The 26,868-nt window shown below is 63.6% G+C and carries 20 protein-coding genes; 12 read left to right on the top strand and 8 right to left on the bottom strand.

Features of this window, described 5'->3' with window-relative positions; translation table 11 throughout:
• Positions 1 to 2: 2 nt before the first annotated feature.
• Positions 3 to 1,166, bottom strand: coding sequence for a CaiB/BaiF CoA-transferase family protein (locus SC1_RS12915; RefSeq protein ID WP_062184128.1), 1,164 nt, complete (start codon positions 1,164 to 1,166; stop codon positions 3 to 5).
• Positions 1,167 to 1,285: 119 nt separating this feature from the next.
• On the opposite strand from SC1_RS12915, the gene SC1_RS12910 reads away from it, so the two are divergent.
• Entirely contained in the window at positions 1,286 to 2,185 is a 900-nt protein-coding gene (locus tag SC1_RS12910) for a hydroxymethylglutaryl-CoA lyase (protein ID WP_062182285.1), read from the top strand.
• Here the strand turns inward: SC1_RS12910 and SC1_RS12905 are convergent.
• Positions 2,182 to 3,093 (bottom strand): EamA family transporter, encoded by a 912-nt coding sequence (locus tag SC1_RS12905; protein ID WP_062182282.1) that lies wholly within the window; start codon positions 3,091 to 3,093, stop codon positions 2,182 to 2,184. The two genes, SC1_RS12910 and SC1_RS12905, sit on opposite strands and share 4 nt — an antisense overlap.
• Positions 3,094 to 3,303: 210 nt before the next feature.
• Here SC1_RS12905 and SC1_RS12900 point away from each other — a divergent pair, with 210 nt between their 5' ends.
• Positions 3,304 to 4,326 (top strand): acyl-CoA dehydrogenase family protein, encoded by a 1,023-nt coding sequence (locus SC1_RS12900; protein ID WP_062182278.1) that lies wholly within the window; start codon positions 3,304 to 3,306, stop codon positions 4,324 to 4,326.
• Here the strand turns inward: SC1_RS12900 and SC1_RS12895 are convergent.
• Positions 4,323 to 5,453: an acyl-CoA dehydrogenase family protein gene (locus SC1_RS12895; protein WP_062182275.1), complete on the bottom strand. Its 1,131-nt coding sequence runs from the start codon at positions 5,451 to 5,453 to the stop codon at positions 4,323 to 4,325. The genes SC1_RS12900 and SC1_RS12895 overlap by 4 nt on opposite strands.
• Positions 5,454 to 5,502: 49 nt before the next feature.
• On the bottom strand, positions 5,503 to 6,252 hold the full coding sequence (locus SC1_RS12890) for a helix-turn-helix transcriptional regulator (RefSeq protein ID WP_062182271.1): 750 nt from the start codon (positions 6,250 to 6,252) through the stop codon (positions 5,503 to 5,505).
• A gap of 139 nt (positions 6,253 to 6,391) precedes the next feature.
• On the opposite strand from SC1_RS12890, the gene SC1_RS12885 reads away from it, so the two are divergent.
• Both SC1_RS12885 and SC1_RS12880 read left to right on the top strand, forming a co-directional pair.
• On the top strand, positions 6,392 to 8,842 hold the full coding sequence (locus SC1_RS12885) for a TonB-dependent receptor (RefSeq protein WP_062182268.1): 2,451 nt from the start codon (positions 6,392 to 6,394) through the stop codon (positions 8,840 to 8,842).
• Positions 8,843 to 8,856: 14 nt separating this feature from the next.
• On the top strand, positions 8,857 to 9,756 hold the full coding sequence (locus SC1_RS12880; RefSeq protein WP_238586683.1) for an oxygenase MpaB family protein: 900 nt from the start codon (positions 8,857 to 8,859) through the stop codon (positions 9,754 to 9,756).
• Here SC1_RS12880 and SC1_RS12875 read toward each other — a convergent pair.
• On the bottom strand, positions 9,753 to 11,456 hold the full coding sequence (locus tag SC1_RS12875; protein ID WP_083435832.1) for an amidohydrolase family protein: 1,704 nt from the start codon (positions 11,454 to 11,456) through the stop codon (positions 9,753 to 9,755). The two genes, SC1_RS12880 and SC1_RS12875, sit on opposite strands and share 4 nt — an antisense overlap.
• 22 nt (positions 11,457 to 11,478) lie before the next feature.
• Entirely contained in the window at positions 11,479 to 12,114 is a 636-nt protein-coding gene (locus tag SC1_RS12870) for a helix-turn-helix domain-containing protein (RefSeq protein WP_238586682.1), read from the bottom strand.
• Positions 12,115 to 12,244: 130 nt separating this feature from the next.
• Between SC1_RS12870 and SC1_RS12865 the strand changes: the two genes are divergently transcribed.
• From SC1_RS12865 to SC1_RS12830, 8 genes are all read left to right on the top strand, one after another.
• Positions 12,245 to 14,224 (top strand): serine hydrolase, encoded by a 1,980-nt coding sequence (locus SC1_RS12865; protein WP_062184119.1) that lies wholly within the window; start codon positions 12,245 to 12,247, stop codon positions 14,222 to 14,224.
• Complete coding sequence (locus tag SC1_RS12860) at positions 14,224 to 15,228, top strand: dipeptide epimerase (protein WP_062182262.1); 1,005 nt, start codon at positions 14,224 to 14,226, stop codon at positions 15,226 to 15,228. Before SC1_RS12865 ends, SC1_RS12860 begins: the two co-directional genes overlap by 1 nt.
• A gap of 82 nt (positions 15,229 to 15,310) precedes the next feature.
• Entirely contained in the window at positions 15,311 to 16,453 is a 1,143-nt protein-coding gene (locus tag SC1_RS12855) for a dipeptidase (RefSeq protein ID WP_062182259.1), read from the top strand.
• Between the two features lie 4 nt (positions 16,454 to 16,457).
• On the top strand, positions 16,458 to 18,638 hold the full coding sequence (locus SC1_RS12850) for a TonB-dependent receptor (protein WP_062182256.1): 2,181 nt from the start codon (positions 16,458 to 16,460) through the stop codon (positions 18,636 to 18,638).
• Positions 18,639 to 18,661: 23 nt separating this feature from the next.
• Positions 18,662 to 19,702: a DUF1611 domain-containing protein gene (locus SC1_RS12845; RefSeq protein WP_062184114.1), complete on the top strand. Its 1,041-nt coding sequence runs from the start codon at positions 18,662 to 18,664 to the stop codon at positions 19,700 to 19,702.
• On the top strand, positions 19,699 to 20,838 hold the full coding sequence (locus SC1_RS12840; RefSeq protein WP_062182253.1) for a hypothetical protein: 1,140 nt from the start codon (positions 19,699 to 19,701) through the stop codon (positions 20,836 to 20,838). Before SC1_RS12845 ends, SC1_RS12840 begins: the two co-directional genes overlap by 4 nt.
• Positions 20,835 to 22,406: a serine hydrolase gene (locus SC1_RS12835; RefSeq protein WP_062182250.1), complete on the top strand. Its 1,572-nt coding sequence runs from the start codon at positions 20,835 to 20,837 to the stop codon at positions 22,404 to 22,406. The genes SC1_RS12840 and SC1_RS12835 overlap by 4 nt, the downstream gene beginning before the upstream one ends.
• Entirely contained in the window at positions 22,403 to 23,593 is a 1,191-nt protein-coding gene (locus SC1_RS12830; RefSeq protein ID WP_062182247.1) for a dipeptidase, read from the top strand. The genes SC1_RS12835 and SC1_RS12830 overlap by 4 nt, the downstream gene beginning before the upstream one ends.
• On the opposite strand, the gene SC1_RS12825 is transcribed toward SC1_RS12830, so the two are convergent.
• Both SC1_RS12825 and SC1_RS12820 read right to left on the bottom strand, forming a co-directional pair.
• Entirely contained in the window at positions 23,590 to 24,927 is a 1,338-nt protein-coding gene (locus tag SC1_RS12825) for a sigma-54 dependent transcriptional regulator (RefSeq protein WP_062182245.1), read from the bottom strand. The two genes, SC1_RS12830 and SC1_RS12825, sit on opposite strands and share 4 nt — an antisense overlap.
• Positions 24,924 to 26,720, bottom strand: a complete 1,797-nt coding sequence (locus SC1_RS12820) for an ATP-binding protein (RefSeq protein WP_062184116.1) — start codon at positions 26,718 to 26,720, stop codon at positions 24,924 to 24,926. Before SC1_RS12820 ends, SC1_RS12825 begins: the two co-directional genes overlap by 4 nt.
• Positions 26,721 to 26,868: the final 148 nt, after the last annotated feature.

The raw sequence follows: 26,868 nt of genomic DNA, 5'->3' as shown, positions 1-26,868 counted from the left end.
CGTCAAACCTCCCGTCCCAGCCAGCGTTTCAGAACATCTGTGCCATCCTGTCCGACCGTCAGAGGAGCAGGGCGACGGACGCTGCCCGGAGTTGCCGACAATTTGGGGAAGACGCCCTGCATCGTCACTTCGCCCAACTCTTCGTCGGCGACTGTCACCAGCGCCTCCCGCGCCGCGAAATGCGGATCGGCAAGCATGTCCTCGGAGTCATAGACGCGGCCTGCGGGCACGCCGGCGTCGACCATCTTCGCTTCGAGTTCTTCGATCGTTAGCGTCGCGGTCCACTCGCCGATCAGAGCGTCGAGTTCCTCCTGCCGCGCGCCGCGCGCGCGGTGCGTCGCATAACGCTCGTCGCTGGCGAGTTCGGGGCGCCCCATTGCGGCGGCGAGGCGTGCAAAGACGCCATCCTGGTTGGCACCGATCAGATATTCGCCATCCTTGCACGGATAGACGTTCGACGGCGCGATAGCCGGAAGCGTCGACCCGGTACGGCGGCGCTTGGTACCACTGGTCGAATAGTCGGACACGGTCGATTCCATCACCTGCAGCACAGCTTCGTACAGCGCAGAGTCGACAATCTGGCCCTCGCCCGTCTTGCTGCGGTGGTGGAGTGCGGCGAGCGCCCCCATGCACCCGTAAGTGGCTGCGAGCGTGTCGCCGATCGAGACGCCCATGCGCGCTGGCGGCAGGTCGGGATAGCCAACGATACCGCGCCATCCTCCCATCGCTTCACCAATGCCGCCGAAGCCCGCGCGAGCAGAGTAAGGGCCCGTCTGGCCGTAACCCGACACGCGCACGACGATCAGCCCGGGGTTGGTCTTGCGCAGCTCGGCGGGGTCGAGATTCCATTTCTCGAGCGTGCCGGGGCGGAAATTCTCGATGAGGATGTCGGCCTTCGCGATCAGCTCGCGCGCGAGCGCCTGACCTTCTTCCGAGCGCAGATCGACCGCGACCGAATATTTATTCCGCGCGATCACGCGCCACCAACTCGGTTTGTCGCCCTGGCCCCAGTTGCGCATCTGGTCGCCGGTCACCGGCGGTTCGAGCTTGACGATTTCGGCGCCCATGTCGCCGAGGAGCTGGCCGCAAAAGGGGCCCGCGATCAGCTGCCCCATCTCGACCACCCTAATGCCTTCCAGCGCTCCCCCGCTGCCTGTCTCGCTCATAATCATTCCTTTCGCGGCCGACTCTGGTAAGACGACCTGCTTCGCCCATGGCCATTGTATACTTAGAATGCTATGTAATTTTCAACCTGCTAAATGACTCGGGATAATCGGGACGCAAGATGTTGAAAAACAATGCCGTAGAATTGGTCGAGGTGGGTCCGCGCGACGGATTGCAGAATGAATCGACGATCGTATCGACCGCCGACAAGCTGGTGCTGATCCGCCGCGCGATCGATTATGGCGTGCGGCGGATCGAAGTGACAAGCTTCGTCAATCCCAAGAAGGTTCCGCAGCTCGCCGATGCCGAGGAACTGGTGACGATGCTGCCAGAGCGCGACGATGTGACCTACATCGGCCTAGTCCTCAATCGCCGCGGTGCCGAGCGTGCGCTTGCGACCGGGCGCATCGACGAACTGGGGGCGGTGTGCGTGACGAGCGACAGCTTCGGCATTCGCAATCAGGGCCAAAGCTCGGATGAATCGCTGAACGCCGCAATGGAAATCGTCGGGCTGGCGAAAGAGAGCGGGCGCAACGCGCAGATCACCATCGCCACGGCCTTTGGCTGTCCGTTCGAGGGTAGGGTGGCGATCGACCGTGTCGTCGAAATGGCGAAGCGCGCCGCTGATGCGGATCCGCGCGAAATTGCACTTGCCGATACGATCGGCGTCGGCATTCCGGCGCAAGTGTCGGAGATGGTGGGCCGCGTCGGCGAAGCGATAGGCGATCTGCCCGTGCGGGTCCATTTCCACAATACGCGCGGGACCGGCATTGCGAATGTGTGGGCAGCGGTGGAGGAAGGGGCGGCAACGGTCGATGCGTCGCTCGGCGGACTCGGCGGTTGCCCCTTCGCGCCTGGCGCCGCGGGTAATGTAGCGACAGAGGATGTGATCTATATGCTCGAAAAGAGCGGAATCGAAACGGGCATCGCGCTGCCACAAGTTGTCGAGGCCGCCGGCTGGTTGACGGGTGTTATGGGCCGCCCACTTCCGGCGATGGTTAGCAAGGCGCCGGCATTCTAAAATGTTGCCAGCAGCGCCATAACCACGCCGCCGACAACGAGCAGCAATCCGACAATTTCATGCCACCGCACCGGCTCGCGCAGATAGAAATGTGCAAAGCCGATCGTGAAAACGACCTCGACCTGCCCGACAATCCGCACCAGCGCCGCGGGCGCTGCGGCAAAGCCGATGTACCAGCAGGCCGAACCGAGCGCCGACAGTAGCCCGACCTGGCTCGAATTGTGCCAGGTCCGGAATACGGCACGCAGCGTGTCGCGGTCACGCAGTACAACCCAGAACATGTGAAGTCCGGTCTGGATCGCCATCACGACGACGAGCGTGACGAGCGCCGAGCCGATCAGGTCGACGCCGCTGAGTTCGGCGGTCGCAAGCTTCACCGCGATTGCGGCAAGCGCGAACATCGACCCGGCACCGAGGCCACAGAGCGCAGCGGGTTGACCCAGCGCACGCCATATTTCGCGCCCGGAAACCCCGCGCCCGGCGAGCGCGAGCACCAGCACTCCAGCGACTCCAGCGACGATCCCGATCCATGCGAGCAGCGGTAGCCGCTCGCCTAGAAATAGCGCGGTGACGAGCGCGGCCTGTACGGCTTCGGTCTTTGAAAAGGCGGTGCCGACAACGAAACCGCGATGCCCGAACGCCATGATGAGCAGGATCGTGCCCGCCATTTGTGTGATCGCCCCGGCGACCGCGAAACCGGCGAAGGCGGTCCCGAGCGCCGGAACCGCTTCACTCCGGATCGTCAGCCAGACGGCAGCGAAAATGAAGGCAAAGGGCAGGCCATAAAGATAGCGCACCAGCCCAGCGCCGCTAATGCTGAGTTCGGCGCGCAGGCGCTGCTGCAACGCGGTGCGCCACGCCTGGAAAAGGCCGCCAAACAGCGCGGCAGGAAGCCAGATCGGATTCATCCGATCCTCCCGGTCTGTCTGTTTCTCTCGACTCGTCCCGCGCTATTCATGCCGCCCCATGCAATAGTTTTATTGCTAAGTATATGGCGCGCTCCGATCGCCCCGGCCAACCTGTTACGCCAATCAGCTAGACCTGCGGAACGGTAGGTTGCAGGAAAGATGTGGGAGAGCAAATGACGCATATATACACCGCTGGGCCGGCGATCTGACATGGCCGAACTCGACCTGCCGCTTTCGGACGAGCAGCGGATGCTGCGGGGCAGCGTCCAGCGTTTCCTAGCCGATCATTCCCGTCCCGGCTGGCGCGAACTCTGTGAATCGCTTGGCCTTGCCGGTATCGCTCTGCCAGAAAGCGTTGGAGGATTTGGCGGGGGCCCGATCGATATTGCTGTCGTGATGGCCGAATTGGGGCCGGCGCTTGCGGGCGCCGACTGGCTTTCGCACGTCGCGGCAACCGTGCTGCTGGCGGGCGTCGTACCCGACCATCCGGCACTGGTTGAACTCGCGGCGGGTAGCCGCCGGATCGCGGTCGTCTGCACAGCCTCGACAGCGGCGATGCCGGTCGTCGATGGCGAGCTGGTCCGTGGCAGCGCGGCACTGGTTGCGGGCGCGGCCGAAGCCGACTTTCTCCTCCTCGCAAGCGACGAGGCGCTGCTGCTCATTTCCGCGGATGGTAACAAGGTTGAGCAGCGACATCGCATCATGCACGACGGCAGTGTCTCCGCCGACCTCGCCTTCACGCTCAAGCCGGGCGACGTCAGGCTGCTGGCGAGTGGTGAGGGCGCGCGCGCGTGGGCCGACTATGCGAACGACCTGATCCTCGCCGGCCGCTGCGCTGAGGCCGTTGGGCTGATGCAGCGGATGATCGCGGACAGCATAGACTATCTCGGCCAGCGCAAGCAGTTCGGCACTGCGATTGGCCGATTCCAGTCGCTACGCCACCGCGCCGCCGATATGCAACTCGCGGCGATGAAGGCTGCGGCGCTGACCGAGGAAGCGATCCTTGCTGTCGATCGGGATCGCTCCGACCGCGCGCAGGCGGTCAGCGCGGCGTGCATCGAGGTCGGCGACGCGGTCCGCATCGTGGGCGAGAGCGCAGTCCAGATCCACGGCGCAATGGGGCTGACCGAGGAACTGAGCCTCGGCGGCCATTTCAAGCGCGCGCTTGCAATCGCGGCGGCATTCGGCCCGCGTGCCGGTCACTTCGAGCGCTTGGCTGGGGCGGCGGCTTAGCCGAGCAACTGACGCGCGATCAGGTCGCGCTGAATTTCGTTCGACCCGGCATAGATGGTTGCCGCGCGGTCGTTGAGATAACGCGGCACCGCGACCGCCAGCTCTGCCGGCGTCTGCCCGTCGGCGTCGGCCCATGCGGCATGGCCCGCAACCTCGCATGCCAGCGTGTCGATACGCTGCGCGGTCTCGGTGCCGAGAATTTTCAGCGCCGATGCGTAAAGCGCGGCGCTGCCGTCGACGCCGCGCATTGCCTTCATCTCAAGCGCCTGTAGCGCCTTCAGCGTTACCGACTCGCGGTCGAGCTGCGCGCGCAGCACCGGGTCGATGTCGTCGCGCGCGCGCAGGCGTTCGAGCCGCCCGATCAATCCCGGCGCATATTTGCCGCCGCGTTCGAAGGTGAGCAGATGCTTCGCGACCGACCAACCCTCATTTTCGCCGCCGAGCCGGTTCGCCTGCGGCACGCGGACTTTGTCGAAAAAGACCTGATTAAATTCGTGGTCGCCGGCTAGCGTGCGGATCGGCTCGACGGTGATGCCGGGCAAACCCATGTCGAGTAGCAGGAAGCTGATCCCCGCCTGCGGCTTACCCTCGTTCGACGTGCGCACCAGTGCGAACATGCGGTTCGCGAAATGCGCGTGGGTGGTCCAGATTTTGGAGCCGCTCAGAATATAGTCATCGCCATCGCGTGTTGCGCGCAGTTGCAGCGCTGCGAGGTCTGACCCAGCGCCGGGTTCCGAGAAGCCCTGGCACCAATAGTCCTCGCCCGAAAGGATGCGCGGCAGATAATGCGCGCGCTGTTCGGGGCTGCCGTAATGCATGATCACCGGCGCGACCATCTTGAGCCCCATCGGCGCAAGGTTAGGCGCCCCGGCCCCGGCACATTCGGCGGCGAAAATATAGCGTTCGATCTCGCTCCATCCCGGACCACCGAACTCGGCCGGCCAGTCGGGCGCCGCCCAACCGCGCGCATGGAGGATGCGTTGCCATGGCAGCGAGATGTCGGGGTCGATAAAGACGCTCGTAGCACGCGCCGCGGCACGGCGAATGTCGTCGGGCAGATGTGCCGCGAGAAAGGTACGAAGCTCTTCGCGAAAAGCCGCCAGCGCCGGATCGTTCAGCATGTCCATGCGCCCGGTTTAGGGCCTCGTGCGACGCCCGGCCAAGCTGGCACCTGCATCAGGCCGCGCGTGCGCCGACGAAGCCGAGCCCCGCCGCTATCTGGATCGACTGCGCGCGTCCCGTCGCGCCAAGCTTTCCGGCCGCGTTGCGCAGGTGAAAACGCACCGTAGATACCGAAAGCGAAAGGATGATCCCGATCTCGCCGTCGGTCTTTCCCGCCGCCGCCCAGCGCAGGCATTGCACCTCACGCCGCGTCAACGTCTGCGGCACCGTAGCATTGCGAGGACGCCCGCGCGCCTCGTTATGTGTTGCCACCAATCTGACCGCCAGATTGTGCAAATGCCCCGCTTGTTCCGCGAAGATGGTTTCGACCCCGACGGGTTCGCGCGAGCACCAGAAAACGGCGCCGACCAGCCCGCGCGGCAGATGCACCGGCGCGATGATCGCTTCGCCGAAATTGGGGGTGTTGCGCGCCTGCGAGCAGTCGACCTCGTCGAGCAGATGCGTCGGGCGCCAAGTGCCGAGGCGGCCGTCGCTATAATAGAAGGGCTCGGCGACGAGGCGGGCCGCAGTCAGGAAAGCGAGTTGCAGCGCCAGCTTTCGATCGCGCCAATAGGCATAGCTCGGGTCGATCCAGTGGAAGGTGGTTTCGGCGTAGGGATGGCCTTCGCTGTCGCTCATCGGTTCGGGATCGCCGAGGTCGGCCTGCGCCGCGACATAGGGGAGGCCGACTGCGTCGCCGGCGGCCTGCACCGCCGTGACCAGCGCGGGCATTTCCGCCCAGCATTCGGCCTTCTGATCGGTCACGCGCTCGTCCCTCCGTTATCCTGACACAGGTGTCAGCTTGTCCGCCCGGCCGCAATCCTTTGTTCTGTCACGGTCCGGTTTCGCATGACGCTCGCACAAAGACGAGCCCGGCGGCAAGCCGTTTGAGGGAGGATGAGTGATGAAGGCAATGCGTATTTTCCTGGCCGCAGGTTCGGCGATGGGCTTCGTGCTGGCGGTGCCCGCGTTCGCCGCCGAGGAAGCGCCTGCCGATACGGTTGCCGCCGAAGGCGACATCATCGTCACCGCACAGCGCCGCGCCGAATCGATGAATGACGTCGGCATGGCGATCCAGGCCGTCGACGGCAAAACGCTGGAGAATCTGCGCGTCACCGACATGCGCGACCTGACGACGGTGGCGCCGAGCTTCACCGTTTCGCAAAGCTATCAGGGCGTGCCGACCTATACGTTGCGCGGGATCGGCTTCAACACGATCAACCTGTCGGCGACATCGACCGTCGGGACATATGTCGACGAAGTCGCCTACGCCTATCCGATCATGAACACCGGCCCGGTGATGGATCTCGAACGCGTCGAGGTGCTCAAAGGCCCGCAAGGAACGCTCTATGGCCGCAACACGACCGCGGGCCTGATCAACTTCATCACCGCCAAGCCAACCGACAGTTTCGAAGGCAGCATCAAGGCCGACCTCGGTAATTACCAGACCTATAATGTCGACGGCTTCGTCTCGGGCCCGCTCGGTGAAGGCATATCGGCGCGCATCGCGTTCCGCAGCGAGAATAGCGACAAGGGCTGGCAGGTCAGCAACAGCCGCGGCGAACGGCTCGGCGAGGTCGAGAAATATGGCGTCCGCGGCGCGCTCGCGATCGATCCCGCGCCCGGCGCGCATTTCGATTTGTCGGTTACTTATTGGCGCAACAAGTCGGACACCGTCGCGGGGCAGGGGATCGGCTTTACCCCCGCGACTAACCCGACGACGGGCACGAGCAACTCGCGCTTTTTCAATGCGCCGGGGCTCGCCACATATCTGGCGAATAATTTCCCGACGAAGGCGAGCCAGGCCGACTGGGCGCCCGAAGCGGGGCGCTCGGCCGATATCGGGACCGGGCTCGGCCTCGATGGCCCGCTCGCCGAAAACAACCGCTTCTGGGGTCTGAAGCTGCGCTGGGATCAAGATCTTGGCGACAAGATGAAGCTGGTTTCGCTCACCAGTTACAATGACTTCAAGCGCAACGCTTTGTCGGATTGGAGCGGCGCCCCGTTCGAGATATTGCTTCAGAACACCGTCGGACGGATCAAGAGCTTCGCGCAGGAATTGCATGTCGAAGGCGAGACGGGCGCCGTGAACTGGCTCGTCGGGGGCTATTATGCGAACGACCGCATCCTCGATTCAAACCGCACCTTGCTTGGTCAAAATGCCAATGTCGGACTGATCCGCGCTGCGGGGGCACCGCTGCTCGCCAGCCCGCTGTTCAACTCGGCCGGATACACGCCGCTGCAACTCAGTCAGGCCTTCCGCACCTATGAGGATATCGGCCGGATCCGCACCACGACATGGAGCCTCTTTGCCAATGCCGATGCCGAATTGACCGAACAGCTGAAGCTGACCGTCGGCGTGCGCTATACCGAGGACAAGCAGCGCTACAATGGCTGCTCGCGCGACTTCAACGGCAATATGCTGCCGAACGTCAATGTCGTGAACCGCGCGCTCTATCTGCAAACTTATGGCGTGCTCGCGCCGCAGATCGCGCAGGGACAGTGCAACACCTTCGATCCCGCGACGGGAACCTTTGGCGAGGTGCGGTCGCTGCTCAAGGAAAATAATGTCGCTTGGCGTGTCGCGCTCGACTGGTCGCCGAACGACGACACCTTGCTCTACGCATCGGTCTCGCGCGGGTATAAATCGGGCACCACGCCGATTAACGCCGCGAACCTCGCGCGCCAGAATGCGCCGGTGAAGCAGGAAAAGCTGACCGCCTATGAAGTGGGCGTGAAGGCGACGCTCGCCGATCGCCTGGTGCAGGCCAATCTCTCGGCCTTTTATTATGATTATGGCGACAAACAGATCAGCACCTATTTCGCCGATCCGATCTACACCGCGCTCTCGCGGCTCGACAATGTTCCCGATTCCAAGGCTTATGGCGTCGAGGGCGAATTGACGATCCGTCCGGCGACCGGGCTGACGCTCGCCGCCAATGCGCTGTATCTCAAGACGCGGATCAATGATTACAACGGCACCAATGCGGCGGGCCAGCCCGAGAATTTCGACGGCGCCGAGTTTATTTACAGCCCGAAGTTCCAGGGCAGTCTGACGCTCGCTTATGATACGCCGGTGAGCGATACGCTGAATCTCACCGGAGCCGTCAGCGCGCGTTATCAGAGCAAGTCGAACACCATCTTCGAGGATATCGATCTCTACAAGGTCGATGCGTATGGCACCGTCAATGCCAGCCTTGGCCTAAAAGACGAAAGCGGCTGGTCCGTGTCGCTGTGGGCGAAAAATCTGTTCGACAAATATTATTGGTCGGCGGTCGCCAGCAACGCCAATGTCGTCGTGCGTTTCGCCAATCAGCCGCGAACCTATGGCCTGACGCTGGGTTATGATTTCTGAAGGAGGCGATAAGCGTGGTGCGTCCGCCGATGCAGGATGAATATCTGGGGACGGCGATTGATTTCGCCGCCCCCATCGGCGAGCCCGCGTTGCTCGCCCCCGATAGCGTCCAGTGGCGCGTCTATAAAAACCCGATTGCGCTCGGCATCGGGGGGATCGCGGCGGTGCTGCTCGAATTTGCCGAGCCGCGCATCCGGTCGGGGGTTTGGGATCATTCGACGTACAAGGTCGACCCGATCGGCCGCTCGCGGCGGACCGGGCTCGTCGCGATGCTCGCCTGCTACGGTCCCGCAAGCAACGCCAAGGCGGTGATTGGGCAGGTCAACCGCCTGCACGGCAAGGTGAAGGGCGAAACGCCCGCGGGCGACAAATATCGTGCGCTCGACCCCGTGCTGCTCGACTGGGTTGCGGCGACCGCCTCTTATGGTTTTCTGATGGCCTATGATCGCTTCGTCCATCGGATCAGCGATGCCGACAAGGACCGCTTCATGCGCGATGGCGATGCGATCGGGCGCGAGTTTGGCACACGGCATACGCCGCCTACCGTGGGCGCGTTCATGGCGATGATGGACGATCTGGAACCGCGCTTCGAACCGCATCCGATCATCTTCGAATTTCTCGATATCATCCAGTCGGGCCGCGCTGCGCCGGGCGTTCCGCGCTTCCTGCATCGCGCGATTGCGCGCGCGTCGGTTTCGCTGTTGCCCGGCCATATAAGGGCGCGGCTCGACCTGGGGTCGAAGTTCGATCTAACGCGGTTCGACCGCTATGCGCTGCGGCTTGCCGGACGGCTGGCCGACCGCCATGTCGATCGCAAAGCGCCGCATTGCAAAGCAAGCGTGCGGATGGGCCTGCCGCATGACTTTCTGTTCAAATCAGCCGCCGAGCAAAAGCGCCTGTTGGCGGCGGTCTAGGAGCAGCGGTTCCAGCCCGCACCGCGCACCGCACGGCCCGGCGTCGCGCCGCTATGCTCGCCATCTTTCAGAACCGCGACGCCATTGACGAACACATCGCGCATCCCGACCGAATATTGGTGCGGCTTCTCGAAGGTCGAACGGTCGCCGATCGTCGCGGGGTCAAAGACGACGACATCGGCGTAGTAGCCGGGCTTGAGCGCGCCGCGATCCTTGATGCCGAGATTGGTCGCGGGAAGCGTGGTGAGCCGGTAGACTGCCTGTTCGAGCGAAATCAGCTTCTCGTCACGAACATAGCGACCGAGCAAGCGCGAGAAATTGCCGTAGGTGCGCGGGTGCGCGCCCGATTTCAGGAATACGCCCTCGGTCGACTGCGACGCGGCGTCCGATCCAAAGCTCATCCAGGGAAGCTGGATCTGCTTGCGGACATTATCCTCGGACATCAGGAAATAGACGGTGCCGACGCGCGAGCCATCCTCGACGACGAGGTCCATGGCGACTTCCTCGGCCGGCTTTCCGCGCATTGCCGCGACTTCGGCAAGCGTCTTGCCGGTCAGCGGCTTGAGCGCGTCGCTCTTGAAGCCCGACAGGATCATCTTGTCGGCGCCCGCACCGAAATAGAGATTTTCCCAGTCGCTGCCCGGCTGCTTCATCTCGGCGGCAACGCGCGCGCGGATGGCGGGGTCCTTGAGCCGCTTGATCCATTCTTCCAGCCCGCCCGCCTGCACCCAGGTTGGCATCGCGGCGTCGAGCCCAGTCGCGCCCGCAGTATAGGTGTACATGTCGGTCGTGATCTTCAGCCCTTGGGCGCGCGCGTCCTCGATCTTCTTCACGATCGTGTCGAGCTTGCCCCAATTGCTGCGTCCGGCCATTTTGAGGTGATAGATTTCGGCGGGAGCGCCCGATCGGCGCGATATTTCGATCAACTCGTCGACGGCCTCCTCGATCCGGTCGCCTTCCGAACGCATATGGCTGATATACATGCCGCCGCATTTCGCGGCTTCGCTCGTCAGCGCGACAAGCTCGTCGGTTTCGGCGTAGGAGCCTGGGGCATAGATGATCGAGCTGCCGACCCCCATCGCGCCTTCGTTCATCGCCTGCTTCACGAGCGCACGCATTCGCGCCAGTTGGTCGGGATTAGGGTCGACATCGCCTTCGCCCAGTTCGTGGACGCGCACCGTCGCGGCGCCGATGAAGCTCGCGACATTGGTCGAAACGCCGCGCTTTTCGAGGTAGGTCAGATATTCGCCGAGCGTCGTCCACTCGATCGGAAATTTGATGTCGCCCTGCCGCTCGGTCTCTTGGCGTTTCATCGTCGCGTTCACCGGACCCATCGACCAGCCTTCGCCCATGACCTCCAGCGTCACGCCCTGGCGGATGTCGCTCTGGCTCTTCGGGTCCGCAATCAGCGACTCGGTCGCCCAGCTCAGCATGTTGATGAAGCCCGGCGCGACCGCCATGCCCTTTGCCGCGACTTCGGTCTTTGCCGTTCCATCGACTTTGCCGACCGCGACGATACGGTCGTTCTTGATCGCGACATCGCCGACGACCGGCGCCTTGCCCGATCCGTCGTAAATCGTTCCGCCGCGGATAATCAGATCATACGCGGGCGCCGCGGTTTTCGCGGCGACCGATGCAGAGAGCAGCATCGAACTGCACAGCAGCATCAGGGAAGGGGCGAACGACCGACGCAATGCCATCTGTTTCTCCGCGAATGTGGTTTCAGCCGTGCAGGCTCATCAAGCTGTCCATCAGCCCGTCGTCGGCGCTCGAACAGACGCCGAGCACCAACGCCTCCTCAAATCCCTCTGCGACGACATAGGCGTGGCCCATCGACGAATCGATGTAGATGCCCTGGCCGACCTCCAGCGTGACGGGGTCGTAGAATTCGCTGTGCACCTCGATCCGGCCTTCGAGGACGTAGATGAACTCTTCGCCCTGATGATGGACGAGTTCGCCGAATTCGCGCGCGCTGTGGGCGCGGATGCGCGTGATGATCGGGATCATCCGCTTTTGTCGCAAATCGGTGCAGAGATAATGATAATCGTAATTGTCGGTCGTCACGCGCGCCGCGCGCTCGATCGTCCCGATGCTTCGGCGCCCCGTCACGCGCGGCGTCATGTCCTCTTCGTCCTCGGCGAACAGGTCGGACATGCGGAGGTTCAGCCGCTGGCTTAGCTGCTGCAATTTGTCATAGCTCAACGTCAGCCGGTCATGTTCGACCTTCGACAGCGTCGATACCGGGATCCCCGATTTCGCGCTCATTTCCTTGAGCGTCCAGCCGTTCCGGCCCCTTATACCCTTCATCACCGCGCCTAGCGTCGGCGGGGTTGCCCCATCCGCCATCAATTTTTCCATTCCATATTTGACAATTTTCTAATCAGGATCATTATGTCCGTATCGGGCCAATAGATGTTGGTCCCTTGGTAAGGGGTCGCGCGGCTTGCTGCAAGATGTGACAGGCCGCGAAAATGAAAAGGGGAAAGCGATGCGTTTCATCCGAAAGGCGATGATCGGGCTGGCGGCTTTTGCCGCGCTGCCGCTGGCGGCGCAGGGGCCTGTGCCTGCACCGGCCGTAAAGAAAGTCGAAGCCGCGGCCGTTCCGGCCGCAAAGACCGCTACTGCGCCCGTCGCGCTGGACGCGAAAGACCTTGAGGCCTGGCTTGACGGCTATCTTCCTTATGCGCTCGAACGCGGGCGCATTCCGGGTGCGGTCGTCGTCGTCGTACGCGGCAATCAGGTCGTGCTGGAAAAGGGCTATGGTTTCTCCGACGTCGCCAAACGCGCGCCGGTCCTGCCCGAGACTACGCTGTTCCGCCCCGGATCGGTCTCGAAGCTTTTTACCTGGACTGCGGTGATGCAGCAGGTCGAGGCGGGCAAGATCGACCTCGACAAGGACGTCAACGCCTATCTCGATTTCAAGATTCCGGCCTATCAGGGCAAGCCGATCACGATGCGCAACATCATGACGCATACTGCGGGCTTTCAGGAATCGGTGCGCTATCTGATCAGCAGCGATCCCAAGGCGGTGATGACGCTGAAGAAGCAGATGCCGCTGGCCCTGCCCGATCGCGTCTTCGCGCCGGGAACGACGCCGGCTTATTCAAACTATGCCACCGCACTCGCGGGTTATATCGTCGAGCGTGTCAGCGGCGAGCCCTTTGACGACTATATCGAAAAGCATATCTTTAATCCGCTGGGTATGGCGCATTCGTCGTTCCGCCAGCCGCTCCCCGCCAATCTCGCGCCGCATATGTCGAAGGGTTATCCCGACATCACGCAAAAGGCGCAGCCGTTCGAACTGGTCATTCCCGCTCCCGCAGGCAGCCTGTCGGCCAGCGGTGCGGACATGGGCAAGTTCATGATCGCGCATCTCAATGACGGCGCCGGGCTGCTCAAGCCCGAGACCGCGAAGCAGATGCACGATTTCAAGGCGCCCGGGGTCGGCCCGCTCAACAGCATGGCGCTCGGTTTCTACGAACAGTGGGTCAATGGTCACCGCGCGATCGCGCATGGCGGCGACACCGTCTGGTTCCATAGTTATCTGTGGCTGTTCCCGGACGCCGACATCGGCGTCTTCATCTCGATGAACAGCGCGGGCAAACAGGGCGACGCGGGCGCCGTGCGCAGCGCATTGTTCCACAAATTCGCCGACCGCTATCTGCCCGGTACCGAAAAGCCTGGCCAGGTCGATGCCAAGACGGCGACCGAACATGCACAGATGATGGTCGGAAACTACATCAGCAGCCGCGGATCGTTCACCAACTTCATGAGCCTGTTCGGCCTGCTCGGGCAGACGACGATCTCGTTGACCGAAGATGGCAAGATCACGCTCCCGGCGCTCGACGGGCTTGGCGCCGGTGCGCGCGATTGGGTCGAGGTCGAGCCGTTCGTCTGGCGCGACACCGGAACGAACGAGCGCCTCGCTGCCGAGGTCAAGGACGGCCGTGTCGTGCGCTGGAGCGTCGATGGCGGTTCGCCCTTCATGGTCTTCGAACCCGCTCCGGCAAGCGTCAATGCGGCGCTGCTCAATCCGGCGCTGATCTTTGCCTTCGCGATCATCCTTCTCACGGCCTTTGCCTGGCCGGTGCGTGCGCTGGTGCGGCGTAATTTCAAGGCCGAGTTCGCGGTGCAGGGCAAGGCATTGCGCGCCTATCGCCTGTCGCGCGTCTTCGCCTGGCTGGCAATCGCGGCGCTCGCCGGCTGGTTCGGGCTGATCGCGGCCTTCTCGGCCGATATCGGCAGCATCGGTGGCCCGCTCGACTGGCTGATCCAGTTGCTGCGCGTCATCACGCCGCTTGCCGCCTTTGGCCTGCTGATCACGGCCGGTTGGCATCTGTGGCTCAGCATCAAGGACAAGCGCTGCTGGACGATGAAGCTGGGTGCGGTGTTGCTGATCCTCGCCGCCCTGGTGCTCGTTTGGGTGACTTTGGTCTTCCACCTCTACGGCTTCGGGATGGTCTATTGATGGCGACGCAGAGCATAAGGGAATTAACGCTCGACCTTCGGGTCGAGCGTTTTCCCTATCACCAGCCCTTCCGCATTTCGGGGCATGTCTTCACCGAAACCGCGCTGCTGGTCGCCGAACTTTCGGACGGCACGCATGTCGGGCGCGGTGAGGGGGCGGGGGTTTATTATCTCGGCGATGATATCGAGCATATGCTGGCCGAGGCGACACGCGTCCGCGATGCGATCGAGCGCGGCGCGACGCGCGACGACCTGCAACATATTCTTCCGCCGGGCGGCGCGCGTAATGCGCTCGATTGCGCATTCTGGGATCTCGAGGCCAAGCAGTCGGGGCGCCCTGTCTGGGAGCTTGCCGGGCTGAGCCCGCCGAGAGCGCTGCGTTCGACGCTGACTCTCGGTGCCGATCGCGCGGAGACGATGGCTAAGGCCGCGCTTGCGATCGATCCGGAGGCACCGGTCAAGGTCAAGCTTACCGGCGACCTGGCCGACGATATCGCGCGTGTCGTCGCGATCCGCACCGCGCGGCCACACGCGTGGATCGGGGTCGATGCCAATCAGGGCTATGATATCGAAACGCTCGCCGAATTGCTCCCAGTACTCGTCTCGATGCGCGTCGCACAGCTTGAACAGCCGCTGAAACGCGGGCGCGAGGCCGATCTTGACGGCCTCAAGCGCCCGCTGCCGTTCGTCGCCGACGAAAGCGCGCTGTCGCTCGCCGACACAACCTCGCTTGTCGGGCGGTTCGATGTCGTGAACATCAAGCTCGATAAATGCGGGGGATTGACCGAAGGCCTGGCGATCGCACGGCAGGCGAAGAAGCTGGGCCTCGACGTCATGGTCGGCAATATGATGGGCACCAGCCTGTCGATGGCGCCATCCTATCTGGTGGGCCAGCTTTGCGACATCGTCGATCTCGACGGGCCGACCTTCCTAGCGCGCGATCGCGATCCGGGTGTCAGCTATCGCGATGGAATGATCCATTGCCCCGCCGAAATTTGGGGATGATGACAAATTTATGTCCTAAACCGGTTGACAATTTTCTGATTGGGACAATAGTCGAAACTGAAACTAATAAAGGGAGGATGGGATGACGGCGTCATTCCCGATGACGCGCCGTGCCGCACTGGCGGGCGCGATCGGTACCGCATTGTCCGCGCCGATGATCGCCAGGGGCAGCTATGCCTTTGCTGCGGCTCCGGGAAAAAGCTATTCGCGCCGCGCCGTCGATCTGGTCGCTTCGTCCCTCGTCATCGACATGCTCGCGCCGCTCAAGATCACATTGGACGAGAATTATGTCGCGCACCGGCTGACTGACGCCGAAGCGGCCGAGTTCCGTGCGAGCGGCATCACCGGCTTTCACAACGCCTACGGCCTTGGCGGTCCGGACGCGAAGGCGCAGGCGATGGAGTTCCTCGCGGGCTGGCAGGGCTTTGCCGGGCGCAATAGCCATGTCTTCACTCTCGTCGACACCGTCGCCGACCTCGATCGCGCCAAGGCCGACAAGAAATGCGCAGTCATCATGGGCATCCAGAATGCTGAACATTTCGAGCGGATCGCCGACGTCGCGCTGTTCCGCCGCCTGGGCCTGCGCTGCGCGCAGCTTACCTATAACAGCCAGAACCGCATCGGATCGGGTAGCACCGAACGCGTCGATGGCGGCGTCAGCGACTATGGCGCGGCGATCATCGCCGAAATGGAAAAACAACGCATGCTCGTCGACGTCTCGCACTGCGGCGACAAGACGACGCTTGATGCGATCGAAATAGCGAAGGGGCCGATCGCGATCACCCACAGCAACGCCCGCGCGCTGGTCGATCATCCGCGCGTCAAGACCGACGCCGCGATCAAGGCTCTCGCGGCGAAGGGTGGAGTGATGGGGATCACCGGGGTGCGGATGTTCGTGCGCACGACCGACCCGACCAATGTCGGGCATATGGCCGACCATATCGACCATGTCGCGAAGCTTGTCGGTATCGACCATGTCGGCATCGGATCCGACGCCGACCTGCACGGCTATGACGATATGAAGCCCGACGAATATGCCGCGCTCAAGGGTAGCTACAAGGGCAGCTATGCCTTTCGCGACAAGATCGACATCGACGGTTTCGACCATCCGCTCAAAACTTTCGACCTGACCGAAGAGCTAATCCGCCGCGGTTATTCCAACGAAAACATCCCGGCCGTGCTCGGTGGCAATTTCCGCCGCCTGCTGGCCCAAGTCTGGGGATAAGACGATGAAACAGGGACTTTTTATCGCAGGAAGCATGGTCGCATTGATGGCGGCGATGCCGGCACAGGCGCAGGAAGCAGCGGCCGTCGAGGCAGAGGGCGAGGTCATCGTCGTCACTGCGCAAAAACGTGTCGAAGCGCTCCAGGACGTTCCGATCTCGATCACCGTCGTCAATGGCGAGGGGCTGCGCGAGCAGGGCGCCGGTTCGCTGGTCGATTATGCCGGTTATGTTCCCGGGATGACGGTGATCAGTTCGCAGCCGGGCACATCGATCATTTCGCTGCGCGGTATCGCGCCGGTCGGATCGGCTCAGGCAGTCGGCATCTATCTTGATGATGCACCGGTAGGATCGAGCAGCCTTTATGCCCGCAGCGCGACCTATTCGCTCGATTTGATGCCGTACGATATCGCGGGGCTGGAAATTCTTCGCGGACCGCAGGGGACGCTGTACGGTGCAAGCTCGATCGGTGGATTGCTGAAGTATCGCACGGTCGCGCCGAGCACGACGGATTTCAGCGTGAAGGCCGGCGGTGAACTCTTCACGATCGACGAGGCCGGCAATCCGGGCTGGGCCGCACAGGTGATGGTCAATGCCCCGATCATTCAGGACAAGCTTGGCATCACCGGCAGCTTCTCGTGGCGCAAAACGCCCGGCTATGTCAGTTCGGTCAACAATCCCGCGCTGAACGACGCGAACGACGTCGAACAGCGAGGCGGCCGAGTGAGCCTGCTCTGGAATGTGACAGAGGATTTCACGGTGCGCCTGGGCGGCATCTGGCAGACGATCGACGCGAATGCGACCAACGCCGTCATCTCGACCGCCGCGGGGGTCCCGCTCGGCGATGGCTGGTCCTACAATTCATTCCTGCCCGAACCCTTCCGCAAGAGCATCGATTATTATTCGGCGGTGCTCGATTATGATCTTGGCTTCGCGACGCTGACATCGGTCAGCACGTATAGCGAGACGAGCACGGTCAGCGTGCAGGATGCGTCGTTGGTCTTCGGGATCGCTTTCCCGGCGCTGACCGGCGGGGCCGTGCCCGCGGGCCTCGCGCCATTCAGCGTCGCGCTCGACCTGGAGAAGTTCACGCAGGAAATCCGTCTGGCCTCGCCCAGCAACGATCGCTTCGAATGGCTGATCGGTGCCTTCTATACGAAGGAAGAGAGCGAGAACCATCAGTTGGTTCGCACATTCGACTTCTCCGGCGCGCCGAACGCGCTTGACCCCGGCGCCGTCGTTTCCCTGCCGTCGACCTTCAAGGAAATGGCGGTATTCGCCAATGCGACCGCCTATTTCGGCGACATGTTCGCCTTGTCCGGGGGCGTCCGTTACGCGAAGAACAAGCAAAACTTCCAGCAGATCAGCAGCGGGCCGTTCATCGGCGTTGCGAATTTCACCGGGAAGTCGGACGAGGATGTGTTCATCTATAGCGTCAGCCCGCAGTTCCACATCAGCAAGGACGCGATGCTCTATGCCCGCGTCGCCAACGGTTATCGTCCCGGCGGTCCGAACGTTGTGTTCCCCGGCGTCCCGCCGCAGGTGAAGGCCGATACGCTGGTCAATTACGAAGTCGGTTTCAAGGGCAATCTGGGCCGCGCGTTGTCGGTCGAACTGGCCGGTTTCTATATGGATTGGACCGACATCCAGGTCGTTCAGCCTTTTGGCGGTGTGACGGGGCAGGCGAATGGTCCGTCCGCTGTCAGCAAGGGCGTCGAAGGCACGATGACCTGGCGCCCGGCGCCGGGGCTGTCACTGGTTGCCAGCGCGTCTTATGCCGATGCCAAGCTGACGGCGGACGCCCCCGAAATCTCCGGCGTCGATGGCGCGCGTCTGCCCAGCGTTCCCAAATTTACCGGATCGGTGCAGGCCGATTACAGCTTTGCGATCGGCGGCGACGCGACGGGCAAGGTCGGTGTGGGCGTACGGCATTCGTCGAAGCTGGCGTCATTGCCATCCAGCAGCCCGGATAATTTGTGGTCGGACGCCTATACGGCGCTCGACGCCAACGCGGCCGTCACTTTCGACGATCATTGGACCGTCCGCGTCTACGCCCGCAACCTGACCAATGAACGGGCGTCGACGCAGCGATCCTATACCCTCGACGCGTTCGGCACGCAGGCTTATCAGACGAACATTCCGCTGCAACCGCGGACGATCGGCGTCGCGCTCGACATGGCCTTTTGAGCGGCGGATTGGAGTTGGACAAGATGAACGTGCCTATCGGCAGGCTGGAGGGCAGCCTGACCCTGCCGCAGCCCTATCTGCTGTTCCTCGGCGACACAACGAATGCGGCCTATGCCAAGACCGCCTTTGGCCTTGCCGACTGGGCGGGCGATCGCTGCACGGGCGAATGGGCGATCGACGGCTGTACCGTTTCGACCGGCCTGCCGCGCCTGTCGCCCGCCGAAGCGCGGGCAGCGGGCGCTCGCTCGCTGGTGATCGGTGTCGCCAATCAGGGCGGCATCATCGGCGCGGCGTGGGTCGCGGTGCTCGTCGAGGCGATGGAGGTGGGGCTCGACATCGTCAGCGGGCTCCACACCAAGCTGACGAGCGTTCCCGCGCTTGTCGAGGCGGCTGCGCGCACAGGGCAGCGCCTTATCGACATCCGTACTCCGCCGCCCGCGATCCCGGTAGGAACGGGGCGCAAACGCACTGGTAAGCGGTTGCTCACCGTCGGAACCGATTGCGCGCTCGGCAAGAAATATACCGCGCTTGCATTGCACCGGGCCTTCGTCGCGCGCGGCGTCGATGCCGATTTTCGCGCGACCGGCCAGACGGGCATAATGATCGCGGGCGGCGGTATGCCGATGGACGCGGTGGTTTCGGATTTCGAGGCAGGGGCGGCCGAGATGCTCAGCCCCGATGCGCCGGACACGCACTGGGATGTGATCGAGGGGCAGGGGTCGATCTTCAACCCCGCCTATGCGCCCGTGTCGCTCGGCCTGCTTCACGGCAGCCAGCCCGACGTGTTCGTCGTCTGTCACGACCCGACGCGTAGCGTGATCCTGGGCATGGAAAGCTTTGCCCTGCCTTCGGTGGAGGAGGTAATCGACATGACGATCCGCCTTGGCAGCCGAACCAATCCCGCGATCCGTTGCGGCGGCGTCAGCTTTAATACGTCAAGCTATGACGCCGACGCGGCCGAAGCGCTGATGGCGGACGAACGGCAGCGGCTGGGACTTCCCGTCGCCGATCCGATCCGCGGTGGCGCGGCGTTCGATGCGCTCGTCGAAAGCATTCTCGCGTGAGTGTGGGCGAGACGGGCAGCGGGTCGAGCTGGTTTCAGCGCTACCTGCTGCCCGGTTTTGCGCTGAAGGCCGTCATCATCGGCGGCGGCTATGCGACGGGGCGCGAACTGGCCGAATATTTCGTGCCGTCGGGGCCGTGGGGCGGGCTGTCCGCGATGCTGCTCGCGACTTTGATCTGGAGTGTCGTCGCCGCGCTGACCTTTGCGTTGGCGCTCAGGCTTGGCGCCTATGATTATCGCAGCTTTTTCAAAGGACTGCTCGGACCTGCCTGGGTCGCGTTCGAGGTCGCCTACATCATCTTCGTCGTCCTGATTCTCGCGGTGTTCGGCGCCGCGGCGGGGGCGATCGGTGCGGCGACCTTCGGCTGGCCCGAACTCATGGGCGTGGTGTTGCTTGCGGTGTCGATCGTCGCGGTCACCGCCTGGGGCACCGGAGCGGTCGAGCAGATGTTCAAATATGTCTCGATCCTGCTCTACGCGGTCTATGGACTGTTCCTGGTCCTCGCGCTCGCGAGTTTCGGCGGGCTGATCGGTCAGGGGTTCGCGAACGCGCCGCCGCCTTCGGGCAATTGGATGGCGGGCGGGCTGACCTATGCCAGCTATAATATCGTCGGCGCGGTGGTGATCCTGCCCGTGCTGCGGCATCTGAGGCATCAGCGCGATGCCGTCGTCGCCGGGTTGATCGCGGGGCCGCTGTCGATGCTGCCGGCGATCCTCTTCTTCGTCGCGATGATGGCCTTTTATCCCGCGATCGGCGACGAGACCCTGCCGTCGGACTTCCTGCTCCGCCAGATGACGGTGCCGGGGTTCCATGTGCTGTTTCAGGTGATGATCTTTGCCGCCCTGCTCGAAAGCGGCGCGGGATCGGTCCATGCGATCAACGAGCGCATTTCGGGCGCGATCGAGAGCCGCGGGCGGCCGCCGCTCTCGACCGGAGCGCGCGCAATCATTGGCGCGGTGATCCTGACCGGCTGCATGTTCGTCGCGGGCGAGATCGGCCTCGTCGACCTGATCGCGAGCGGATACCGCTTCCTCGCCTGGCTTTTCCTCGGCGTGTTCGTCCTGCCGCTCATCACCATCGGAACCTGGCGCCTGCTGCGCCCGTCTACCGCTCCCCATATGGAGGCTTTGCCATGAAACGCCTGCTTGCCCTGTCGCTGATGTTGTCGGTCGCCGCGCCCGCATGGGCCGAACCGCCCGCCGATATCGGCGAAAGCGTCGAGGCGCTGCGCAAGAAAGTCGGCGCGGCGGGCGTGTCGATCGCGATCGTCGAGGATGGCAAGACGACGCTGTCGCGCGGCTGGGGTGTCCGCAAGATCGGCGAACGTGCGCCGGTCGATGGACAGACGATCTTTCAGACCGGATCGACCGGCAAGGCGATGACCGCCGCGGCGCTCGCGATCCTCGTCGATGAAGGCAAGATCGCGTGGGACGATCCCGTCATCAAGCATATGCCGTGGTTCCGCATGTATGACGCGTGGGTCACGCGCGAGATCACGATCCGCGACCTGCTCGTCCACCGCAGTGGGCTGGGGCTCGGGCAGGGCGACCTGATGTTCGTGCCGCGCACGCACCTTACGCGCAAGCAGACCGCCGAACGCGTCGCGTTTCTGAAACCCCAGACGAGTTTTCGCTCGGCCTATGCCTATGACAATATCCTCTATGCCGTCGCCGGCCAGTTGATCGAGGAAGTCACAGGGCAGACCTGGGAAGACTTCATCCGCGCGCGCGTCCTGCGTGCGGGGGGCATGAAGAATGCGACGAGCGACAGCGAAGACCGTTTCCGCATTCCCAATCGGTCGTGGCCGCATGCGCGGCTGTCGGGCCCCCTGCGCGGCCTCGGCCCGCAGGCGGCGCTCAACGAGCGCGACGAACTTGGCCGCAACGGTGCGCCTGCGGGCGGCCTTGCCCTCAGCGCCGACGACATGGCGGCGTGGCTCAAGATCCAGCTTGCGCACGGCGCGCTGCCGGACGGAAAACGCCTGTTCAGCGAGAAGCAGGCGGCTGAAATGTGGGCGCCCGTCACCCCGATGCCGATTTCGCCGCTTCCCGATCAGCTCAAGCCCGCGCAACCGACGCAGCAGGCCTATGCGCTCGGCTGGCAGGTGCAGGATTATCGCGGCCACCGCATCATTCAGCATGGCGGCGGGGTCTTCGGTTCGATCACGCGCGTCGTGATGATCCCGGACAAGAATGTCGGCTTCGCAATCATGATGAACAGCGAGGACAGCGGCATGCTGCTCGGCCTCACCTACGACCTGCTCGACCATTATCTCGATCAGCCCGACTATGGCTGGATCGCGAAATGGGAGGATTGGTATCAGTCGCGGCTCGCAGGCGGCGTCGAGTATCTGAAGCAGGCAAAGGCGTCGCCGGCGCAGAGCGGTCCCTCGCTTGAGTTGGCGCGCTATGCGGGCCGCTACCGCGATCCCTGGTATGGTGACATCGTGATCGGGCAGGCATCGACCGGCCTGACGATCGATTTCACCTCGACCCCGCGGATGGCGGGGCGGCTCAAGCATTGGCAGTATGACAGCTTCGTCACCGATTTCGACGATCCGGCGATCGAGCCCGCCTATGTAACCTTCGCGCTCGATGCCGAGGGCAAGATCACCGGCGTGACGCTGAAGGCGGTAAGCAAGATCGCCGACTTCAGCTGGGACTATCACGATCTCGACCTGAAGCCTGTGGAGGACAAGAAGTGAAGCGTTTCGCCATCCTGCTGACCGCGACCGCGCTCACCGCCTGTTCGCCGGGCGGAGACAAGCCCAAAGCGGCCGAAGCGCCGCTGCACAGCCGGATGCTCGTGCTCGACACGCATCTTGACACGCCGCTTCATTTCGAGCGCGCGGGCTGGAGTTTTGCCGACCGCCACGCGCTTGCCGACGACATGGCGCAACTCGACATTCCGCGGATGAAGGACGGCAATCTCGATGGTGGCTTCTTTGCCATCTATACCGATCAGGGGCCGCTGACGCCGAAGGGCTATGCGGATGCACTGGCGTTCGCGCGCAAGCGGTCAGACCTGATCGACAAGACGATCGCCGCTAATTCGGCCGTGATCGCGCCCGCTTTGACCGCGGACGACGCGCTGCGGCTGAACAAGGAAGGCAAGCTGATCGCCTTCAAGTCGATGGAGAACAGCTATCCGCTCGGCGAAGACCTGTCGCTGCTGCAGGAGTTCTACAACAAGGGACTCCGTCTTGCCGGTCCCGTGCATTCGAAGGACAATCAGTTCGCCGATAGCGCAACGGGCGAGGGGCGCTGGAAGGGGCTGAGCCCGCTCGGCAAGCAATGGGTCGTCGAGATGAACCGCCTTGGCATCGTCATTGATGCGAGCCATTCGTCGGACGCCGCATTCGATCAGATATTGGCGTTGTCGAAATATCCGATCCTGCTGTCGCACTCCAGCCTGCGCTCGGCTTTCGACCATCCGCGCAACCTCGACGAGGGGCGCTTGAAAGCCCTCGCCGCGAAGGGCGGGGCGATGTGCATCTCGACGATCTTCATGTCGCCGATGAACATGTCGCCCGCGCGCGCCGAATTGTTCGGAAAATATGAGCATATCGGCCAGATTACGCCCGCCGAGCAAGCCGATCTCAATCGCAAGTGGCGCGAACTCGATAAGACCGAGAAGCTGTGGGCAGCCGATTTCGACGCCTATATGAAGATGGTGCTGCGCGCGATCGAGGTCGGCGGCGTCGACCATATCTGCTTCGGTGCGGACTGGGACGGCGGCGGCGGTCTGCCGGGCATCGAGGATATTTCAGCGTTGCCCAAGGTCACCGAACGGCTGAAGGCCGCGGGTTATTCGGATGCCGACATCGAAAAGATGTGGAGCGGAAATATCCTGCGCGTGCTCGCGGCGCAGGGGAAACCGGCGGCGCGTTAGGCGCGGAAGCTCTTGGGGTCGATCCCCAGCTTCTGCATCTTGTCGTAGAGCGTCTTTCGCGGAAGACCCAGCCGCGCCATCGTCTCGGCGATATTGCCGCGCGTCTGCGCCATCGTGTCGTGAATGATCGTCGCCTCGAACCGGCGCACGCGCTCGGCAAGCGGTGCGTCGGCCGGCATTGCCGACAGGCCGGGGTCCGACGGCAGATCGAGCACGACGCTATAGGCGAAATTCTTGAGCTCGCGGACATTGCCGGGCCAGTCGTGCTCGACGAGGTGACGGCGGATGCCGTCGTCGATCTGGAACCCGGTCATGCCCATCTTCGCCGCGGCTTCGTCGAGGAAGAAGGCGAAGGTTTGCGGAATATCCGAGCGGCGTTCGCGCAACGGCGGAATGCGCAGTTTGACGACGTGCAGCCGATAATAGAGATCCTCGCGGAAATCGCCGCCGCGCACCGCATCCATAAGGTCGGTCTTGGTCGCCGCGACGACGCGCAGATCGACGGGCTCGGGCGCGCTGGCGCCGATCGGCTGCACCTCGCGCTCCTCGATTACGCGCAGCAATTTTGCCTGCACCGCCGGGTGCATCGTATCGATCTCATCGAGGAACAGCGTGCCGCGGTGCGCGCTCCGGATTCGTCCCGCCTGACCGAGCTTGCCGCTGCTCCGGTCGATCAGGTCGCTGCCGAACAGCTCGGCCTCGGCCAGTTCCTGCGGCAAGGCGGCGCAATTCACCGCGACCAGGGATGCCCCGCTCCGCCGGCTCTGGCGATGGAGCATGTGCGCGACGAGTTCCTTGCCCGTCCCCGTCTCCCCCTCGACGAGCACGTCGATATCGGCCTGCGCGAGCTGTGCGATCGTCTCGCGCAGCCGCATCATCGCCGGGCTCTCGCCGATCAACGGACTGTCGATTGCTGCCGCCGCCGCGGTCAGTCGCCGGTTGTCGAGGATCAGCGCGCGGTGCGCCAACGCCCGCCGCGCGACGCCAACGAGATGATCGGCGGCAAAGGGCTTGGCAAGGAAATCGAACGCGCCGTCGTGCAGCGCGCGCACCGCCATCGCGACATCAGCGTGGCCGGTGATCAGGATGACGGGGATGTCGGGATCGATCGCATGGATCGCAGCGCGCAGTTCGAGCCCGTCCATCCCCGGCATGCGGATGTCGGTGACGACAATACCGGGAAAGCCAGCCCCGATACGCGGTAAGACGCTCTGCGCGTCGGGAAAGGCCTCGACGGCAAGCCCCGCCAGATCGAGCGTCTGAACATTCGCTTCGCGCAGCGCCGCATCGTCGTCGACGAAGAAGATCGCCTGCTCGTCGGTAAAAAAGCTCATGCCGGCCTCAGCGTCAGGCGGAAACCCGCGCCACCCAGCGGGGAGGGAATCAAGGTCAGCGTGCCGCCGAATTCGGCCATGATATCGCTCGCGATCGCAAGCCCGAGCCCGAGCCCGTCGGGCCGTCCGGTGACGAAGGGTGTGAAGAGCTGCGGCAACAGTTCGGCCGGAACGCCGGGGCCATTATCGCAGACATCGATATGGACAGGATCGCTGCCATGCGCATGGAGCGCGACGCGCGCATTCTTCACGCCTTGCACCGCATCGACCGCATTCTGCAGAAGGTTGACGAGCACCTGTTCGAGCCGGACGCGGTCGGCGTGCACCGTCGCGGCTGGATTTTCAATTCCGACATCGAGCGCGATGCCTTGCGCGCGCAGCCGGTCGCCGATCAGGAGCAGCGTGCCGTCGACCGCCGATTGTACTGCGACGGGGCCCAGCGGTGTCGGCTTGCGGCGCGCAAAATTTCGCAGCTCGTTGGTGATGGCGCCGACGCGCGCCGTCAGTTCGACGATGGTGTCGAGGTTGCCGCGCGCCTTGTCGGGCTGCGCGCGCTCCAGATAGCGGAGGCTGTTTTCGGCGAAGGTCCGGATCGCCGCGATGGGCTGGTTGATCTCGTGCGCCACGCCCGCCGTGATCTGTCCGATCGATCCCAGGCGGCTGGCCTGCGCCAGTTCCTCGCGCGCGGCGCGATAGCGGCGGTCAGTTTCGGTCTGCCGTTCGGACGCTAGACGCAGTTCATCGTTCGCGTTCCGCAAGTCGCGCGTGCGTGCCGCCACCTCGCGTTCGAGCGCCTCGTGCGCCGCCTGACGCAGCGTCTGCCGTTCGACGACACGCAACAGCGTGATGATCGCAGCTCCGACAAGGATCAGCAGTACCAGGAAGGCAACGCGCGCGGTTGCATTGGCGCTGGCTCGAGCTGGCTCGGCGGGCTGGAGGAGGCGGAGGGTGCCGCCGGGAAAGGATACGCGCTCGTCGGCCTCGCGGAACAGGTCCGCGCCGATGCGGATACCGTCCCCGGCGCGGCTGACCGGCAACGGGTCGAGCCGCGCCTCGCCATAGCTGCGCGTCGCCCGAAGTCTTTGCTGTGTCTCGGCTGAAATGGGAGCGAAGGAACGGAAGCGCCAGCGCGGCTCACTGCTCATCACGACGATCCCGGCAGCGTCTGTGACGAGCGTCGCCGCGGCGGAATCGGCCCAGCGGGTTTCGAGCTTGTCGAACTCGACCTTGAGCACGATGACGCCGAGTTGGCGACCGCCGACATCGACACGGCGCGCGAGGTAGAGGCCCGGGCGTCCGCTGACTGTGCCCAATGCGAACAACTCCGCGTCGCCGCGTCTCATCGCGCCCTGGAAATAGGGGCGAAAGCGATAATTTTCGCCCACAAAACTCGTTGGGGAGCGCCAGTTGCTTGCCGCGATCGTCATCCCGCTGGCGTCGATGACGTAGATCACCGTGGCGTCGGTGCGCGCCGCGAGTTGTTCGAGTTCGCGGTCGAGCCGACGCGAGGCAGCGTCGCTCTTGTCGGCGAGCGCGGCGCGGACGTCGGGGAATTCGGTGAGCACGCGCGGCAGCAGGCGGAATTTCTGCAGTTCGCTTTCGAGCAGGCTTGCGTGCGCGCGTGCATTCTGTCGCGCCTCGACCTCGGCCTGCGCGGCAGCGCGACCTGCGGCCCATTGCGCCAGGCCGAACCCCGCGACGAGCAGGATCGCCAGCCCCACCGCAACCGCGACGAACAGGCGTTCGCGGCTGGTGTTGGGGCCGATCAGAGGCGAATCGCTTTGCGAGAGCATGTGCGGATTATTGCACAAATGCATGGGATCGTATGCGGTATTTTGCACGATTTGGATGATGTGGGGCAGGCCCGTTCCACAATATTATAATTAAAACAACAGTTTGAATGAGTTTTCTATGTCGTTTGACGATGATTCCATCGCGCCC

The organism is Sphingopyxis sp. C-1, assembly GCF_001047015.1.
Classification (GTDB): domain Bacteria; phylum Pseudomonadota; class Alphaproteobacteria; order Sphingomonadales; family Sphingomonadaceae; genus Sphingopyxis.
The sequence above is the reverse complement of the archived record's forward strand: the minus strand, read 5'-3'. Positions and strand labels throughout refer to the sequence as shown.

Excerpts from the sequence above, each read along its gene's own strand:
- SC1_RS12850 (WP_062182256.1), top strand. The coding sequence starts at position 16,458 with ATGAAACAGGGACTTTTTATCGCAGGAAGCATGGTCGCATTGATGGCG.
- SC1_RS12905 (WP_062182282.1), bottom strand. The coding sequence starts at position 3,093 with ATGAATCCGATCTGGCTTCCTGCCGCGCTGTTTGGCGGCCTTTTCCAG.
- SC1_RS12835 (WP_062182250.1), top strand. The coding sequence starts at position 20,835 with ATGAAACGCCTGCTTGCCCTGTCGCTGATGTTGTCGGTCGCCGCGCCC.
- SC1_RS12860 (WP_062182262.1), top strand. The coding sequence starts at position 14,224 with ATGGCGACGCAGAGCATAAGGGAATTAACGCTCGACCTTCGGGTCGAG.
- SC1_RS12910 (WP_062182285.1), top strand. The coding sequence starts at position 1,286 with ATGTTGAAAAACAATGCCGTAGAATTGGTCGAGGTGGGTCCGCGCGAC.
- SC1_RS12885 (WP_062182268.1), top strand. The coding sequence starts at position 6,392 with ATGAAGGCAATGCGTATTTTCCTGGCCGCAGGTTCGGCGATGGGCTTC.
- SC1_RS12825 (WP_062182245.1), bottom strand. The coding sequence starts at position 24,927 with ATGAGCTTTTTTACCGACGAGCAGGCGATCTTCTTCGTCGACGACGAT.
- SC1_RS12870 (WP_238586682.1), bottom strand. The coding sequence starts at position 12,114 with ATGGAAAAATTGATGGCGGATGGGGCAACCCCGCCGACGCTAGGCGCG.
- SC1_RS12900 (WP_062182278.1), top strand. The coding sequence starts at position 3,304 with ATGGCCGAACTCGACCTGCCGCTTTCGGACGAGCAGCGGATGCTGCGG.
- SC1_RS12895 (WP_062182275.1), bottom strand. The coding sequence starts at position 5,453 with ATGGACATGCTGAACGATCCGGCGCTGGCGGCTTTTCGCGAAGAGCTT.
- SC1_RS12855 (WP_062182259.1), top strand. The coding sequence starts at position 15,311 with ATGACGGCGTCATTCCCGATGACGCGCCGTGCCGCACTGGCGGGCGCG.
- SC1_RS12915 (WP_062184128.1), bottom strand. The coding sequence starts at position 1,166 with ATGAGCGAGACAGGCAGCGGGGGAGCGCTGGAAGGCATTAGGGTGGTC.
- SC1_RS12865 (WP_062184119.1), top strand. The coding sequence starts at position 12,245 with ATGCGTTTCATCCGAAAGGCGATGATCGGGCTGGCGGCTTTTGCCGCG.
- SC1_RS12845 (WP_062184114.1), top strand. The coding sequence starts at position 18,662 with ATGAACGTGCCTATCGGCAGGCTGGAGGGCAGCCTGACCCTGCCGCAG.
- SC1_RS12875 (WP_083435832.1), bottom strand. The coding sequence starts at position 11,456 with ATGGCATTGCGTCGGTCGTTCGCCCCTTCCCTGATGCTGCTGTGCAGT.
- SC1_RS12820 (WP_062184116.1), bottom strand. The coding sequence starts at position 26,720 with ATGCTCTCGCAAAGCGATTCGCCTCTGATCGGCCCCAACACCAGCCGC.